Below are 16301 nucleotides of genomic sequence, written 5' to 3'. Positions count from 1 at the left end.
GCTTGACTACCTACTAGTCTTGCGAATCCTGGCATTCCAAGTCGACTATCTTTCTCAATAATGATCCGCAAGTTTATCCGTAAAGTACTGGACCTGCCCGCCGGCATGGGCAAGCGCCGCACCAAGGCGCGCGTGATTCCTCTGCCGCAACACGGCATCCGCCGAGACCAGCTCAGCTCCGCTGCGCTGAAAGTCACCACCCGACTGCAGGAGGCCGGTTTTTCCGCCTATGTGGTGGGCGGAGCCGTGCGCGACTTGATGTTGGGCGTGTCGCCGAAGGATTTCGACGTCGCCACCAACGCGACGCCGGAGGAAGTGCACCGGGTGTTCCGCCGTTCCCGCATCATCGGCCGGCGTTTCCGCATCGTCCATGTGATGATGGGGCAGGAAACCATCGAGGTGACTACCTTCCGCGGCGGCTCCGTGGACGACACCAATGAAACCGGCCGCATCATGGCCGACAACAGCTTTGGCAGCCAGGAAGAGGACGCTCACCGTCGCGACTTCACCGTGAACGCGCTGTTCTACGATCCGTCCGACGAAACCGTCATCGACTATCACCACGGCGTCAAGGACTTGCGCGCCCGCAAGCTGGTGATGATAGGCCAGCCGGCCCGCCGTTATCAGGAAGACCCGGTGCGCATGCTGCGCGCGGTGCGTCTGGCGGCCAAGCTGGGCTTCGAGATCGACGACGCCACCCGCAAGCCCATCCGCACCCACGCTCATCTGCTGAAGAAGGAGCCGCCGGCGCGCCTGTTCGATGAAATGCTCAAGCTGCTGATGTCCGGCCAAGCCTACGGCTGCCTGAAGAAGCTGCGCGAAGAAGGCATGGCGCGCGGCGTGTTCCCGCTGCTGGACGCGGTGCTGGACGACAAGGGCGACGATTTGTTCTTGAAGTTGGGCCTGGAAAGCACCGATCAGCGCATCCGCGCCGACAAGCCCGTGTCGGTGGGTTTCCTGCTGGCCACCCTGCTGTGGAAGCAGGTGCACCAGCGCTGGCAGAAGCGTGTGAACGCCGGCGACCGCGCGGTGTACGCGCTGGCGCAAGCGATTGCCGACGTGGAGTCCGAGCAGGACAACGACTTTGCCATCCCGCGCCGTTTCAGCGTGACCATGCGCGAAATCTGGATGCTGCAGTCGCGTTTCGACAGCCGCAGCGGTCAGCGCGCTTATCGCTTCCTGGAGCAGCCGCGTTTCCGCGCCGCTTACGATTTCTTCGCGCTGCGCGGCGAAGCCGGCGAGGTGGATATGAAGTTGGTGGGCTGGTGGAACGACTTCCAGCGCGCGGACGAGGAAGAACGCGAGCAGCTGCTGGAAATCGCCAAGGCCAGCGGCGAGCCGGACCCGGCCAAGAAACGCCGCCGCCGCCGTCCCGCCAACCGCCGCAAAGCCGCGGGCGAATCGGGCGGAGAGGCCTAAGTGGCGCAGGCTTTCATCGCGCTGGGCAGCAACCTTGAACAGCCGGCGGCGCAAATCCGCGCCGCGCTGGCCGCGATCGCCGCCTTGCCCGACACCGAGCTGACGCGGCAATCCGCCCTGTACCGCACCGCGCCGGTGGGCTTTGCCGATCAACCGGATTTCATCAACGCCGTTGCGGAAGTGAACACCGCGTTGGCGCCGCGCGAATTATTGCGCAGCTTGCTGGCGATAGAGGCCGAGTTCGGCCGGGTGCGCACCTTCCGCAACGCGCCGCGGGTGTTGGATCTGGATCTGCTGTATTACAGCGGCGTCGCCCAGAGCGACGAAGACCTGACCCTGCCGCATCCACGCATGCATTTGCGCGGCTTCGTCATGATCCCGCTGGCGGAGATCGCCCCCGGTCTGGCGCTGCCGGCGCTGGGCACGGCCGGCGAATTGGCCGCCGGACTCGCGGATCAAGGCGTGGAGCGTCTCGAAACAACTAGCTAAGAGGAAGCGAGCGATGAGTCAATTGCGTTATGTCGTGGTCGAAGGGCCGATCGGCGCGGGCAAATCCTCTCTGGCGCGCCGACTGTCGGAATACTGGGGCGTGCGCCTGCTGGCGGAAGATCCCGCCGCCAATCCTTTCCTGCCGCGCTTCTACCGCAACCTGCCGGCTCACGGCCTGTCCACCCAGCTGTCCTTCATGCTGCAACGCGCCGATATGGCCAAGAGCATGCTGAACGGCGAACTGCTGGCCAGCCCGCTGGTGTCGGACTTCCTGTTCGAGAAGGACGCGCTGTTCGCCAAGATCAATCTGGACGAAGCCGAGCTGGCGCTGTACAAGCGCCTGGCGTCGCTGGCGATGCCGGAACATCCTGTGCCGGATCTGGTGATCTATTTGCAGGCTTCCGAGGAAAACCTGCTGAGCCGGGTGGCCGCGCGGGCGGCGGAGTACGAAGTCAATTTCCCCGAAGGCTATCTGAAGCGCGTGCATCAAGCCTACAGCGAATTTTTCCATCAGTACGAGGCCGCGCCGCTGCTGATCGTCAATACCGATCACCTGAATCTGGTAGACGGGGACGAAGACTTCGAACTGCTGATCCGCTGCATCAGCGAAGCGCGAGGCCAGCGCAACTATTTCAACAAGAGCGTCTGAGCCGCCGCGCGTTCAGAGCCTGTTTTCCGATCTAGCGAGCTAGAGCGAGACAAGGCCTTGCGGCTGAGAAAACGGAATGTACAAGGGGTGCGTAACCGTTTTCAACGCCGTATCGCTGATGCCCTGCAGATCGTAAACAGGTTTTAAGCGCCCCGCCGGTTGATATGGACGACTGAACGAGGAAGAACGGGCATGAAAATTACCGTCAACACCCTGCAGAAAATGGCGCAGGAAGGGCAGAAGATCGCCATGCTGACCTGTTACGACGCCAGCTTCGCCGCCTTGCTGGAGCAAGCCGGGGTGGAAATTCTGCTGGTGGGGGATTCGTTGGGCATGGTGGTGCAGGGCATAGATTCCACGCTGCCGGTGGCCGAAGAGGAAATGCTCTACCACGTGCGTTGCGTGGCGCGCGGCGCCAAGCAGGCTATGGTGCTGGGCGACATGACTTTCGGCGCTTATCAGGAAAGCCCGCAACAGGCGTTTGCCCATGCCGCCCGGATCATCCAGGCCGGCGCGCACATGGTGAAGCTGGAAGGCGGCGCCTATATGGCCGACACCACCCGCTTCCTGGTGGAGCGCGGCGTACCGGTGTGCGCCCACATCGGCCTGACGCCGCAGTTCGTCAACACCTTCGGCGGCTATCGAGTGCAGGGCAAGAGCGAGGCAGACGCGCGCCGCATCGTCGACGACGCCAAGGCGCATGCCGCCGCGGGCGCCAGCCTGGTGCTGATGGAGTGCGTGCCGGCGGAACTGGCGCGCGAGATCACCGAGTCGGTTTCCGTCCCCACCATAGGCATTGGCGCCGGCGTCGACGTGTCCGGCCAGGTGCTGGTGCTGCACGACATGCTGGGCGTGTACCCGGGCAAAAAGGCGCGTTTCGTCAAGGACTTCATGGCTGAAGCCGGCAGTATCCAAGGCGCGGTGCAGGCCTATGTGCAGGCGGTGAAGGACAAGTCCTTCCCGGCGGCGGAACATACTTTCTGATCGGCTCTGCCCAGGACATCAAACAATGGAAATCATTCGTACCGTGGCGGAGATGCGCGCCTGGCGTCGCCAGGCGGGCAAGCTCGCCTTCGTGCCCACCATGGGCAATCTACATGCTGGCCATCTGGCTCTGGTCAAGGCGGCGCGGGAACGCGCCGACAAGGTCGTGGTCAGCATCTTCGTCAATCGGCTGCAATTTGGCCAGGGCGAGGACTTCGGCGCTTATCCGCGCACTTTCGACGCCGATTGCGACAAGCTGCGCGCCGCCGGCGTGGATGCCTTGTTCTTCCCAGAGGAGCAGGAGCTGTATCCGCGCGTGCGCCAGGACTTCAACGTGGAGCCGCCGAATATCCAGAACGAGCTGTGCGGCGCCTTCCGGCCCGGCCACTTCCGCGGCGTCGCCACCGTGGTGACCAAGCTGTTCAACATCGTGCAGCCGGATCTGGCCTGCTTCGGCAAGAAGGACTTCCAGCAGCTGCATGTGATCCGCGCAATGGTGGACGACCTGAACTCGCCGATCGAGATCGTGCCGGTGGACACCGGCCGCGCCGACGATGGCCTGGCGCTGTCCTCGCGCAACGGTTATCTGAGCGCGGAAGAGCGCGCCGAGGCGCCGCGCTTGTACCGCAACCTGACGCAGGTGCGGCAGCGGCTGCAGGACGGCGACCATGACTACGCGGCGTTGGAGCAGATCGCGCGCGACGATCTGGCCCAAGCCGGCTGGATAGTGGATTACGTGGAAATTCGCCAGGCCGACACCCTGGCGGTGGCGCACGCCGGCGAAAAACGCCTGGTGGTGCTGGCGGCCGCCCGACTGGGGCGCACCCGCCTGATCGACAACATCGAAGTGTTCCGCTGATCAGCGGACGAAGGATGCAATCATGCAGCGCAATATGCTCAAATCCAAGCTCCACCGGGTAACCACCACGCACAGCGAGTTGCACTATATCGGTTCCTGCGCGATCGACGAGAACCTGCTGGAAGCGGCGGACATTCTGGAGTACGAAGAAGTGCAGATCTGGAACGTCACCAACGGCGAGCGTTTCGCCACCTACGCGATCAAGGCCGAACGCGGTTCCGGGACCATCTCGGTCAACGGTTCCGCCGCGCGCCGCGCCGCGCCGGGAGATCTGCTGATTATCGCCTCCTTCGCCCAGTACGAGGCCGTGGAGCTGAAGGATCACCAGCCCAAGCTGGTATTCGTGGACGCCGGCAACCAGATGACCGAGGTCAAGGGCGCAACCCCGACGCAGGCGGCCTGATCCATCTCCGGTTTCGCCCATTAGCGGCCGCCTCAGGGCGGCCGTTGCTTTTTTGTTGCGGCACAACATCAGCTTGGCGGCGGCGGCCCGCTTAATTTGCCGCTTGGGCTTGTCGTTGGCGGCGGCGGTGAATCATATTTAAAAAGCGGAGGTGTCTGACTGCCGGTTTGGGCTGGCGGGGGCCGCCGTTTCTGAATCCATCGTCAACCCCGCAGCGAGGGAAGCATCATGAGCGCGAGCCAGAATCTGACTGGAGGTTGTCTGTGCGGCGCGGTGCGCTACCGTTTGCGCGCCGAGCCTTACGATGTGGTGCACTGCCATTGCAAAAGCTGCCGCCGAGCCAGCGGGGCTGCCTTCGTTACCTGGTTCACCGTTCGCGTGGCCGATCTGGATTGGCGCGGTGAAAAACCGGTGCTTTATCACTCCTCGGCGGCGGTCAGCCGCGGTTTCTGTCCGCATTGCGGCTCCACCCTGACTTATCGCCATGAGTCTGATCCTGAGGAGCTCGACATCACCGTGTCTTCGCTGGACCATCCGGAATGGGTGGCGCCGGCCGGACATATCTGGTGGGAACATCACCTGCCCTGGGGCAGCCCCGCCGCGCAGCAAGAACTGCCCATCTATCAACGCAGCGAGGCTTGAACAGCGCGTTTACGATCCCGCGAGCAAGAGCGAAGAGGGCTGAGGAAGCGGAGTGCGCATCCGCTAGACCAGCCCTCTTGAGCGGGGCGCGTTTACCTGCCCGAGGCGGATCGCAAACAGGCTATGAACCCGCGCGTCACGGCGCAGGGTGCAGCGCGCCCGGCGCGACGACCACGCCGTCCTCGTCGGCGTACAACCAGTGGCCGGGGCTGAAGCGCACCTGGCCGAACTCCACGCTCAGATTACGCTGGCCTTCGCCGCGCTTCACCGATTTTCGCGGATGGACGCCTAGCGCGCGTATGCCCAGCGCCAGTTTGTTCAAAGCGGCGGAGTCGCGGATGCAACCATTGATCACCACGCCGGCCCAGCCGTTGGCCACCGCCAGCACGCCCAGTTGATCGCCCAGCAGCGCGCAGCGCAGCGAGCCGCCGCCGTCCACCACCAGCACCTTGCCGGCGCCGTTCTGACTCAGCGCTTCCCGGACCAGGCTGTTGTCCTCAAACAGCTTCAGGGTTTCGATGCGGCCAAAAAAGCGGGCCTGGCCGCCGTAGCGTTGCAGGGAGGGCATCAATACCTGAAGTTGCTCGTCGAACTGATCGCATAGATCGGCAGTGTGAAAGTCCATGGTGGCTCTCCTGTGGGCGGATGGCGAAAGCTTAATCCTAGCAGCGCGGGTGCGCGGGCGATATGCCGGAGAAATGAAAAAGCCGCCTGACGGCGGCTTTAGGCGTTGCGTATTGAGGCGGGGGTTTATTCCAGCCGCAGAGGCACGAACAATACGGCCTCGTTGCGTCGCACCAGCAGGGCGATATGGCCTTTGGCGCTGGCCAAGGCTTTTTCGAAGTTGGCGATGGTGGAGACTTCGACCTGGTTCAAGCCCAGGATCACATCGCCCGCCTGCAGGCCGGAACGGGCGGCGGGGCCTTGCGCTTTCTGGACCAGCAAGCCGCCGCGCACGCCCAGCTCCGAGCGCTGGTTAGGCGTTAATTCGCTTAGCGTCAGGCCCAGTTTGCCGAACTGGAAGCCCTGCGGCGAGCTTTCCTCCTGAGGTTGTTGCGTGCTTGGCGCGTCCTGCGCCAGTTCCGCCAGCGTGGCTTCCAGCTCCTTTTCCACGCCCTTGCGCCACACCGTCAGCTTGATCTTGGTGCCCGGCTGCAACGAGCCGACCTGCACCGGCAGATCCTTGGAGCTTTCTATCGCTTTGCCGTCCAGCTTCAGGATGATGTCGCCGGCTTGCAGGCCGGCGCGAGAGGCCGGCCCCTTGGGATCGACGCGAACCACCAGCGCGCCGCTGGGACGCTGAAGGCCGAAGGACTGCGCCAGTTCCTGGGTCACTTCCTGGATGTTGATGCCCAACTGGCCGCGGCTGACCTTGCCCTTGGCTTTGAGCTGATCGACCACGCTCATCGCCAAGTCTATGGGGATGGCGAAGGAAATACCCATGAAGCCGCCGGAACGGCTGTAAATCTGCGAGTTGATGCCCACCACTTCGCCGCGCAGGTTGAACAGCGGGCCGCCGGAGTTGCCGGGGTTGATCGCCACGTCGGTCTGGATGAAGGGAACGAAGTTCTCGTCCGGCAGGCTGCGGCCCTTGGCCGAGACGATGCCGGCGGTGACGGTGTTGTCGAAGCCGAACGGCGCGCCGATGGCGGCTACCCATTCGCCGACCTTCAAGTCCGCCGGGCTGCCTATCTTGACCACCGGCAGGTCCGCCGCCGCCACTTTCAGCAAGGCCACGTCGGTGCGCTTGTCCACGCCCACCAGCTTGGCGCGCAGCTCGCGCTTGTCGGTCAGCATCACCTTGACCTGCTGGCTGTCCGCCACCACATGGGCGTTGGTCAGAATGTAGCCGTCGGCGCTGATGATGAAGCCGGAGCCGAAGGAGACGCTTTCTTCCTGCGGCTGTTCGCGCTGAGGCGGATGATTGGGGATGAAGCGGCGGAAGAAGTCGTACAGCGGGTCGTCTTCCGGCACGGGAATCGGCAGGTTGCTGGCTTGGGCGCCGGCGCTCTCTTCGCGGCTGGCCTGGATGTTTACTACCGCCGGTCCGTCGCGGGTGACCAATTGAGTGAAGTCCGGCAGCAGCATGGCGACGCGGCCATCCTGCTGTGCGGGAATGGCGACCGGCGCGGGCTGGGAGTTGCCTTTGAAGAAGCGCTCGACCTTGTCGCAGCCGGACAGCAACGAGGCTGCGAGCAAGGCGCCAACCAGGGTGCGCAGATACGTTGTCACAGGCTATCCTTTTAGGTTGATGTCTATGCGGAAAATAAGGGCGGAACCAGAGTTTTTCCAGTATTTGATTCAGTTGTCTTTAATCATAACGGTTTTTGCCGGATATTCGCAGAGGTCGGCGATGACGCAGCGCTCGCATTCCGGCTTCCTGGCTTTGCAGACATAGCGTCCGAGCAGGATCAGCCAGTGATGCGCGTCGATTTTGAATTCGTCGGGGATGTATTTTACCAGCTTATCCTCGACTTCTCGCACGTCTTTGCCGGGCGCGATCCGGGTGCGGTTGGATACCCTGAAAATATGGGTGTCCACCGCGATGGTGGGCTGGCCGAAAGCAGTGTTCAGCACCACGTTGGCCGTTTTGCGACCGACGCCGGGCAGAGCCTCCAAGGCCTCGCGGGTTTGCGGCACTTCGCCGCCGTGCTTTTCCAGCAGCAGGCGACAGGTGGCGATCACGTTTCTGGCCTTGGTTTTGTACAGGCCTATGGTCTTGATGAAGTCCGCCAGCGATTCTTCTCCCAGCGCCAGCATGGCCGCCGGGGTGTTGGCCACGGGGTAGAGCCGGCGCGTGGCCTTGTTGACGCCGACGTCGGTGGCCTGTGCCGACAGCAGCACCGAGATCAGCAGTTCGAACGGGCTGCTGTACTCCAGCTCGGTGGTGGGGTGAGGGTTGGCGTCGCGCAGACGGGCGAATATTTCTTTGCGTTTGACGGCATTCACGGCTTGTCCTTGTCTGCTTGTTCGCGGGCGGCGCGCATCGCGGCGGCGCGTTCCATCGCCTTGCGGATCAATTCGTTTTTGTCGGCCGCCTGCACGGGGGCGGCCGCGGCGACCGGCGTTGCGGTCGGGGGAGGCGGCGCGGCGCTTACCGCGGCGCGCTCGGCCAAGCGTCTGGCCTTGTCCTCTTGATCGCGCGTTTTTCGCGCTTGGCGTCTTTCGTAGCGCATGCGGGCCTGGGCGGCGCGCGCCATCACGCGGTCGCGCTCGCCGTCGGCCGGGTCGGCCACCGGAACCAAGTCGATGCAGTCCACCGGACAGGGCGCGAGGCATAGCTCGCAGCCGGTGCATTCGTCGGCGATGACGGTGTGCATCTGCTTGGCGGCGCCTACGATGGCGTCCACCGGACAGGCCTGGATGCATAGGGTACAGCCTATGCAGCTGTCTTCGCGTATCACGGCCAGCGCGCGCGGTTTGGGCTGCGGGCCGTCGGCGGCGAAGGGAATGACGTTCCGGCCCAGCAGCTCCGCCAGCGCCCGGATGCCGTCGTCGCCGCCCGGCGGGCAGCGGTTGATCGGGTCGCGGCCTTCCGCCAGCGCCTCCGCATACGGTCGGCAGCCGGCGTGGCTGCATTGTCCGCATTGGGTCTGGGGCAGCAGGGCGTCGATCCTTTCGACCAGGGGGATAGCGGGCATGCTGTCGGATTCCACTTGAAAAACCGCTAATTATCGACGCTACGGCGAATGGCTTCAACACCCGGATGGCCGATGAGGGCGCGAAAGGAATGAAAAAGCCGTCGCTTGCGCGACGGCTCCTGCGGGTGAGGCCGACGATGGCTTGATCACAGCGGATGTTGGAGCTGCTCCAGAATCTGCGGGTTTTCCAGCGTGGACACGTCTTGGGTGATCTCCTCGCCCTTGGCGATGGAGCGCAGCAGGCGGCGCATGATCTTGCCGGAGCGGGTCTTGGGCAGGTTTTCGCCGAAGCGGATGTCGTCCGGCTGGGCAATCTTGCCAATCTCGTGCGCCACCCAGTTTTTCAGCTCGGCCGCCACTTTCTTGGCTTCCTCGCCCTGCGGGCGAGCGCCCTTGAGCACCACGAAGGCGACCACCGCCTCGCCCTTCACCTCATGCGGCTTGCCGACCACTGCGGCCTCGGCCACCAGCGGGTTGGCCACCAGCGCGGATTCGATCTCCATGGTGCCCAGGCGGTGGCCGGACACGTTCAACACGTCGTCGATGCGGCCCATGATCCAGAAATAGCCGTTCTCGTCGCGGTTGGCGGAGTCGCCGGCAAGGTAGTACTGGCCGTTGAATTCTTCCGGGAAATAGGTTTTCTTGAAGCGCTCCGGATCATTCCAGATGGTGCGCACCAAGCTGGGGAAGGGTTTCTTGATCACCAAGAACCCCCCGCGGCCTGGGTCCACCTGGGCGCCGGACTCATCGACGATGTCGGCCATGATGCCGGGCAGCGGCAGCGTGCACGAACCGGGCTTGGTGGCCACCGCGCCGGGCAGCGGCGAAATCTGGATAGAGCCGGTTTCGGTCTGCCACCAGGTATCCACGATGGGGCAGCGGCCGCCGCCCACGGTTTCGTGGTACCAGATCCAGGCTTCGGGGTTGATCGGCTCGCCCACGGTGCCGAGCAGGCGCAGGCTGGACAGATCGTGCTGCTTGGGCAGGTCCCCGCCCAGCTTGATCAGCGAGCGGATGGCGGTGGGCGCGGTGTAGAAAATGCTGACTTTGTGCTGCTCTATCATGCGCCAGAAGCGGGAAGCGTCCGGATAGGTGGGCACGCCTTCGAAAATCACCTGAGTGGCGCCGTTGGCCAAAGGGCCGTAGCAGATATAGCTGTGGCCGGTGATCCAGCCCACGTCGGCGGTGCACCAGAACACGTCGTTGGGCTTGTAGTCGAACACCCAGCGGAAGCTGTTGGCGGCGCCCAGCAGATAGCCGGCGCTGCTGTGCTGAATGCCCTTGGGCTTGCCGGTGGAGCCGGAGGTGTAGAGGATGAACAGCGGGTCCTCCGCGTTCATCCATTCCGGTTCGCATTGTTCCGGCTGACCGCTGGTCAGCTGGTGCCACCATACGTCGCGGCCCTCGCTCCAGGCGACCGCGTTTTGGGTGCGCTGATAAGCGACGACGTGTTTGACACTGTCGCAGCCGCCCATCGCCAGTGCTTCGTCCACCGTGGCTTTCAGCGGCACGCTCTTGCCGCCGCGCAGGCCTTCGTTGGCGGTGATCACTAGCTTGGCGCCGGCGTCCTGGACGCGGTCGCGCACCGCCCCGGCGGAAAAGCCGCCGAACACCACGGAGTGGATGGCGCCGATGCGCGCGCAAGCCTGCATCGCCACGATGGCTTCGATCACCATCGGCATGTAAATCACCACGCGGTCGCCCTTGGACACGCCCAGGCTCTTCAGGCCGTTGGCGAACTGGCAGACGCGGCGGTGCAATTCGGCATAGGTGACGCGGGTGACCGCGCCGTCGTCGGCCTCGAAAATCAGCGCGATGCGATTGGCGTTGACTGCCAGGTGGCGGTCCAGGCAGTTGTAGGAGATGTTGAGCACACCGTCGTCGAACCATTTGAAGAACGGCGCTTGGCTGTCGTCCAGCACGCGGGTGAACGGTTTTTTCCAGGTGATCAGGTCGCGCGCCAGGTCGCCCCAGAACGACAGGTAATCTGCGTCCGCCTGCTCGCACAGCGTGTTGTACGCCTCCATTCCGGAGATCGCCGCTTTCTGGCGGAAATCGTCGGAAGGCGGAAAGCTGCGGGTTTCCTTAAGGACGGATTCTAGCGTGGACATAAACTTCTCCTGGATTAGCTTTATTGTCATGCCGCCGCTCCGGAACCGCTGGAGCGGCGCGGTGGGTGTTTAAGGCAGGCCGACATCCTCGGCCCGGTCTTATGTCAATGTCAATGCTTGGAGGCCCCGGATGCGCCGATGCCGGTCATCGCGCGCACGAACTGGGCTTCGAACTTGGCTTTTTCCTCGTCGGCCTGACGGGATTTGTCCAGCACCGAGATCAGCCAGGTGGAAACGAAGGCCAGGGTCATCGAGAAGATGGCCGGGTTCTTGTACGGGAACACCGCGTGTTCGTGCTTGAGCACTTCCACCCAGACCGTCGGTCCCAGCACGATCAGCACCACTGCGGACAAGAGGCCGATGAAGCCGCCGATCACCGCGCCGCGCGTGGTCAGTCCTTTCCAGAACATGGACAGGAACAGCACCGGGAAGTTGGCCGAGGCCGCGATGGAGAAGGCCAGGCCCACCATGAAGGCGATGTTCTGCTTCTCGAACACCAGGCCCAGCACGATGGCCACCACGCCCAGCACCACGGTGGTGATTTTGGACACGCGGATTTCGTCGGCCTCGTTGGCTTTGCCTTTCTTGATCACGCTGGCGTACAGGTCGTGCGACACCGCGGAGGCGCCGGACAGCGCCAGGCCGGCCACCACCGCCAGGATGGTGGCGAAGGCCACCGCGGAGATGAAGCCCAGGAACATGTCGCCGCCCACGGCTTCGGCCAGGTGCACCGCGGCCATATTGTTGCCGCCGATCAGCTGGGTGACGGATTTGCCGTTCTTGACCACGGTTTCCATCATGCCCGGCTGGTTCAGCACCAGCATGATGGCGCCGAAGCCGATGATGAAGGTGAGGATGTAGAAGTAACCGATGAAGCCGGTGGCGAAGAACACCGACTTGCGCGCCTCTTTGGCGTCGGACACGGTGAAGAAGCGCATCAGGATGTGGGGCAGGCCGGCGGTGCCGAACATCAGCGCCAGACCCAGCGAGATCGAGTCGATAGGATCTGTTTTGCCTGGGGCCATGATGGCGATGCCCTTGCTATGCGCGGCCACCGCTTTCTCAAACATCAGTTCCGGGCTGAATCCCACGGTGGCCAGCACCATGATGGCCATGAAGGTGGCGCCGGACAACAGCAGCACCGCCTTGATGATTTGTACCCAAGTGGTGGCCAGCATGCCGCCGAACAGCACGTAGCACACCATCAGCACGCCCACCATCAGCACCGCGGAGGTGTAGCTCATGCCGAACAAGAGCTGGATCAGCTTGCCGGCGCCCACCATCTGCGCAATCAGGTAGATGGCCACCACCACCAGCGTGGAGGTAGCGGCGAAGCTGCGCACCGGCGTCTGTTGCAGCCGGTAGGAGGCGACGTCGGCGAAAGTGTATTTGCCCAGGTTGCGCAGGCGTTCGGCCACCAGGAACAGGATCACCGGCCAGCCCACCAGGAAGCCCATCGAGTAGATCAGGCCGTCGTAGCCTTTTTCGAACACCATCGCGGAAATGCCGAGGAAGGACGCGGCGGACATATAGTCGCCGGCGATCGCCAGGCCGTTTTGAAAACCGGTGATGCCGCCGCCTGCCGCGTAGAAGTCGCTGGCGGACTTGGTGCGGCGAGCTGCCCAATAGGTGACGCATAGCGTAAACGCCACAAACAGCAGAAACATGATGATGGCGTGCCAGTTGGTGGCCTGTTGTTTGACATCGCCCTCAATGGTCCCGGCCGCCATGGCCAAGGAGGGCAGTAGAACGCCGGCGACGCAGGCCAGTTGCGAGACGCGTTGCTTCATTGTTTGGACTCCTCGACGATTTGCTGGTTGAGCAGGTCGAATTCGGTGTTGGCGCGGCGGACGTAGATGCCGGTCAGCACGAAGGCCGAGAGGATGATCAGCACGCCGATGGGTATGCCTATGGTCATGGTGGCGCCGGCGCTGATCGGATGGCCCAGCGTGGCCGGCGAGAACGCCAGCACCAGGATGAAACCGTAATAGATGACCAGCATGATCAGGGTGAGCTGCCAACCCAGGCTGGTTTTCTTGTGCACCAGTTCCTTGAATTTGGGATTGGACTGCACTTTCTTGAGTATGTCCTCGTTCATTGCATCCTCCTTTGTAGTCGCGACTTAGGGTGCCGCTGCTAAAAACATAAGGGAGGCTGTGGCGGCGAATCTAATCGCTTTTTTTGATGCGTAAAATTATTCAGACCGATGGTGCGGTGCAAAAATCAAATTAAATCAATATGTTGCATTAGAATTTTTGCTCTCTATTCGGTGTGAAATTGTTGTGCTGTTGTTTGTGCGGCCGGGGTTTGTCCTACTTGTCTTGGTGGCCGAACGCCTTGGCGCAACGGCTTGGACAGAGTGGCGGCGAGGCACAAAACGCTTGTTATTTAGCCGGCATTACGCTGAAAATGGCTCGCACAAGAAAAACCCGCCATCGGCCTCAGGCCGCCATGCAGCCGCATTGCGCGGCCGTGCTCAAACGGGCGTCGGAGCCCTGCCGTCATGTCGCCCATGACCGTCGCACGCGGCGATCCGGCCCGCTGTCAGGCATCCAAGTCAGGGGAGAACATGGAAATCTATCAGTTGCGCACCTTTGTCACCGTCGCTCAGCAAGGGCACCTGACACAGGCCGCCGAATTGCTGCATCTGTCGCAGCCGGCGGTCACCGCGCAAATCAAGGCCCTGGAAGAAGAAGTGGGCATGCAGTTGTTCGAGCGCAGCGCGGGAGGCGTGTCGCTGACCCGCATCGGCCAAGAGTTGTTGCCGCAGGCGCAGGCGATACTGGGCGCGGCCAGCGGCATCATCAACCATGCCAGGCAATTGAAGGGCCAGTTGTCCGGCAAGGCGCGGATAGGCATCACGCTGACGCCGGACACGCTGAAAATCGGGCCTTGGGTGGCGGGTTTGGTGGAGCGCTATCCCTTGCTGGACATCCAGCTGCGCCACGGCGTGACGGTGGATGTGCTGAACCTGGTGCGCAAGAAGGAGCTGGACGCCGGCTTCTACCTGGGTAAGAACCCTTATGTGAATGTCTCCACCGTCAAGTTGGCGGAGTTGCCGTTCCGCATCGTTTTGCCCGCCGCCTGGGCGCCGCGTTTGGCCGGTGGCCTAAAGGAATTGGGCAAATTGCCGTGGATAGGCATTTCGCAATTCTCCAGCCTCTCCAAAATCACCGCGGAGTTGTGGCGCGAACTTAATATTTCGCCTAAGAAGGTAGCGGAGTGCGATCATCTCGACGCTATCCTTGAACTGGTGGCCTCCGGAGTGGGGGTGGCGCTGGCGCGGGAAGACGCGGCGCAAGCCTGGCGGGACGCCGGCAGGTTGACAGTACTGCCGGATGTGCGCAAATTGGCCGAGTTGCAATTTGTTTACCCAGCGGACCGGGGAGGCGACCCGGTGCTGGAAACCTTGTTGCAAGAGTTGCTGCAAGTGTGGGGTTTGCCCGCCGTTGCGGCTTAGAACCTGTTTACGACGCTTGCGCCTTTTACTCAGCCGCAACGCTTTGTCTCCGTAAACAGGCTCCTGAGGCGCTTGCCGCGCGAAAGCGCGCTGGTCGCCTGGTTTGACCGAAGGAGTGGCAATGACCCGTAGTTGGTTGATCGGCGCGGTGGAGAGCTACCGCAACGCGGTGGAGCGTGGCCAGCAGCGCTTGTTGGACGCGCAGCACGAGGCCTGTATCGGCTGGTGGTCGGCTTTTGCGCCGGCTTATCCGATGTCGCAGGGCGATCTGGAGCGCAGGCTGGACGATACCCTGTTGGTGGGCGCCAATCTGTTGCAAGCGCAAGCCGATACCCAGCGCGACTGGATGTTGCTGACCGAGCGCTGGCTGTCCGAGGTGAACCGCGACGTGCAGGCGCGGTTGGACGCCGCCAGCGACGACTCGCCCTCGCTGCACCCGCTGCGCCATGCCTGGCAGGTGGGCAGCTTGTCCGGTTCCGCCTTGTCCAAGGTTTCACGCCAAGTGGGGCATTTCGCCGCCACCAGCCTGTCGTCCACCCCCCTGCGCGCCGCTTGCGACGCCAGGCGGGTGTGGAAACGCCAAAAAGCCTGATCCGGCATTAGCGGGCCGGGCTCCTTCTTCTCTGGAACCCGGCGGCCGGCTCAAATCCGCAACAAGGCGTCGCTGTCCTCCGCGTCCATGCTGTGCGGTTCGCCCACCAACAGCGGGTCCGCCGCTCTGGCGACGTGCGCGTCCTTGCCCGGGTAGTCCAGCCGGGACAGGAAGTAGCGGATGCAGTTAAGCCGCGCGCGCTTCTTGTCGTCGGACTTCACCACCGTCCACGGCGCGTCGCCGGTATGGGTGTGGAAGAAGGTCGCTTCCTTGGCCGCGGTGTAGTCGTCCCATTTGTCCAGCGACTGTATGTCGATAGGCGACAATTTCCAGTGCTTCAGCGGGTCGTCGCGGCGCGAGATGAAGCGGCGCAGCTGCTCTTCGCGGCTGACCGAGAACCAGAATTTGAACAGGCGGATGCCGCTATTGACCAGCATGCGTTCCAGCTGCGGCGTCTGGCGCATGAACTCCAGATACTCGTGCGGATGGCAAAAGCCCATTACCCGCTCCACGCCGGCGCGGTTGTACCAGGAGCGGTCGAAGAACACAATCTCGCCCGCGGTGGGCAGATGTTCGATATAGCGTTGGAAGTACCATTGGCCGCGCTCGCGGTCCGACGGCTTTTCCAGCGCCACCACGCGCGCGCCGCGCGGGTTCAGATGTTCCATATAGCGTTTGATGGTGCCGCCCTTGCCGGCGGCGTCGCGGCCTTCAAACAGGATCACGATCTTCTGGCCGCTCTCCTTTACCCAGTTCTGCACTTTCAGCAGCTCAATCTGCAGCGCCTGTTTCTGCTGCTCGTACTCCGGGCGGCGCATCCGCGTACGGTAAGGATAGCTGGCAGGCAGTTCGGCGCTGACGCTGTCCTCCGCGCTGCCCTGCGGCGCGGCGGCCACTTGCAAGGCCACCGGCTGTTGGCTGACGGTTTCGATGGCTTGCACCGATTCCTGATGGGCGCGTTCCACATTGGTGCGGCGGTGGGCGGCGGCTCGGCGCGGCGGCGGCTTGACGGCCGGCGGGTGTGCGTCGGCGACGGCTTCCGCGGGCAGGGG

17 protein-coding genes are annotated in these 16301 nt (G+C 63.2%); 9 read left to right on the top strand and 8 right to left on the bottom strand.

Annotated elements, in window-relative coordinates:
* The first annotated feature begins 60 nt into the window (after window positions 1–60).
* The 7 genes from pcnB (at window position 61) to HA052_RS21980 (ending at window position 5445) form a co-directional block, all read left to right on the top strand.
* Entirely contained in the window at window positions 61–1419 is a 1359-nt protein-coding gene (gene pcnB, locus HA052_RS22010) for a polynucleotide adenylyltransferase PcnB (protein WP_166453602.1), read from the top strand.
* Window positions 1420–1908, top strand: coding sequence for a 2-amino-4-hydroxy-6-hydroxymethyldihydropteridine diphosphokinase (gene folK / locus HA052_RS22005; RefSeq protein WP_166453601.1), 489 nt, complete (start codon window positions 1420–1422; stop codon window positions 1906–1908).
* Between the two features lie 13 nt (window positions 1909–1921).
* Window positions 1922–2557, top strand: a complete 636-nt coding sequence (locus HA052_RS22000) for a deoxynucleoside kinase (RefSeq protein ID WP_166453600.1) — start codon at window positions 1922–1924, stop codon at window positions 2555–2557.
* Window positions 2558–2749: 192 nt separating this feature from the next.
* Window positions 2750–3541, top strand: coding sequence for a 3-methyl-2-oxobutanoate hydroxymethyltransferase (gene panB / locus HA052_RS21995; protein ID WP_166453599.1), 792 nt, complete (start codon window positions 2750–2752; stop codon window positions 3539–3541).
* A 25-nt stretch (window positions 3542–3566) separates the two neighbouring features.
* Window positions 3567–4400: a pantoate--beta-alanine ligase gene (panC, locus tag HA052_RS21990; protein ID WP_166453598.1), complete on the top strand. Its 834-nt coding sequence runs from the start codon at window positions 3567–3569 to the stop codon at window positions 4398–4400.
* 22 nt (window positions 4401–4422) lie between these two features.
* Entirely contained in the window at window positions 4423–4803 is a 381-nt protein-coding gene (gene panD / locus HA052_RS21985) for an aspartate 1-decarboxylase (protein ID WP_166453597.1), read from the top strand.
* A 228-nt stretch (window positions 4804–5031) separates the two neighbouring features.
* On the top strand, window positions 5032–5445 hold the full coding sequence (locus HA052_RS21980) for a GFA family protein (protein ID WP_240937481.1): 414 nt from the start codon (window positions 5032–5034) through the stop codon (window positions 5443–5445).
* 136 nt (window positions 5446–5581) lie between these two features.
* Here HA052_RS21980 and rraA read toward each other — a convergent pair whose 3' ends face one another.
* The 7 genes from rraA to HA052_RS21945 form a co-directional block, all read right to left on the bottom strand.
* Window positions 5582–6070 (bottom strand): ribonuclease E activity regulator RraA, encoded by a 489-nt coding sequence (rraA, locus tag HA052_RS21975; protein ID WP_081545532.1) that lies wholly within the window; start codon window positions 6068–6070, stop codon window positions 5582–5584.
* A 125-nt stretch (window positions 6071–6195) separates the two neighbouring features.
* Window positions 6196–7677, bottom strand: coding sequence for a Do family serine endopeptidase (locus HA052_RS21970; protein WP_166453596.1), 1482 nt, complete (start codon window positions 7675–7677; stop codon window positions 6196–6198).
* 69 nt (window positions 7678–7746) lie between these two features.
* Window positions 7747–8394, bottom strand: a complete 648-nt coding sequence (gene nth, locus HA052_RS21965) for an endonuclease III (protein WP_081545531.1) — start codon at window positions 8392–8394, stop codon at window positions 7747–7749.
* Window positions 8391–9086 carry an electron transport complex subunit RsxB gene (gene rsxB, locus HA052_RS21960; protein ID WP_166453595.1) on the bottom strand — a complete coding sequence of 232 codons (696 nt, stop codon included), beginning with the start codon at window positions 9084–9086 and terminating at the stop codon, window positions 8391–8393. Before rsxB ends, nth begins: the two co-directional genes overlap by 4 nt.
* Window positions 9087–9232: 146 nt before the next feature.
* Entirely contained in the window at window positions 9233–11197 is a 1965-nt protein-coding gene (gene acs, locus HA052_RS21955; RefSeq protein WP_081545529.1) for an acetate--CoA ligase, read from the bottom strand.
* Window positions 11198–11307: 110 nt separating this feature from the next.
* Entirely contained in the window at window positions 11308–12987 is a 1680-nt protein-coding gene (locus tag HA052_RS21950; RefSeq protein WP_166453594.1) for a cation acetate symporter, read from the bottom strand.
* On the bottom strand, window positions 12984–13295 hold the full coding sequence (locus HA052_RS21945) for a DUF485 domain-containing protein (protein ID WP_081545527.1): 312 nt from the start codon (window positions 13293–13295) through the stop codon (window positions 12984–12986). The genes HA052_RS21950 and HA052_RS21945 overlap by 4 nt, the downstream gene beginning before the upstream one ends.
* Window positions 13296–13766: 471 nt before the next feature.
* On the opposite strand from HA052_RS21945, the gene HA052_RS21940 reads away from it, so the two are divergent.
* Both HA052_RS21940 and HA052_RS21935 read left to right on the top strand, forming a co-directional pair.
* Complete coding sequence (locus HA052_RS21940) at window positions 13767–14657, top strand: LysR family transcriptional regulator (protein ID WP_166453593.1); 891 nt, start codon at window positions 13767–13769, stop codon at window positions 14655–14657.
* A 121-nt stretch (window positions 14658–14778) separates the two neighbouring features.
* A complete protein-coding gene (locus HA052_RS21935; protein WP_166453592.1) occupies window positions 14779–15249 on the top strand; it encodes a hypothetical protein in 471 nt (156 codons plus the stop codon).
* A 50-nt stretch (window positions 15250–15299) separates the two neighbouring features.
* On the opposite strand, the gene ppk2 is transcribed toward HA052_RS21935, so the two are convergent.
* Window positions 15300–16181 (bottom strand): polyphosphate kinase 2, encoded by an 882-nt coding sequence (ppk2, locus tag HA052_RS21930; RefSeq protein ID WP_346774578.1) that lies wholly within the window; start codon window positions 16179–16181, stop codon window positions 15300–15302.
* Between the last annotated feature and the right edge of the window lie 120 nt (window positions 16182–16301).

This window comes from Chromobacterium fluminis (assembly GCF_011602385.1).
In the GTDB taxonomy this organism is placed as follows: domain Bacteria; phylum Pseudomonadota; class Gammaproteobacteria; order Burkholderiales; family Chromobacteriaceae; genus Chromobacterium; species Chromobacterium fluminis.
The sequence above is the reverse complement of the archived record's forward strand: the minus strand, read 5'-3'. Positions and strand labels throughout refer to the sequence as shown.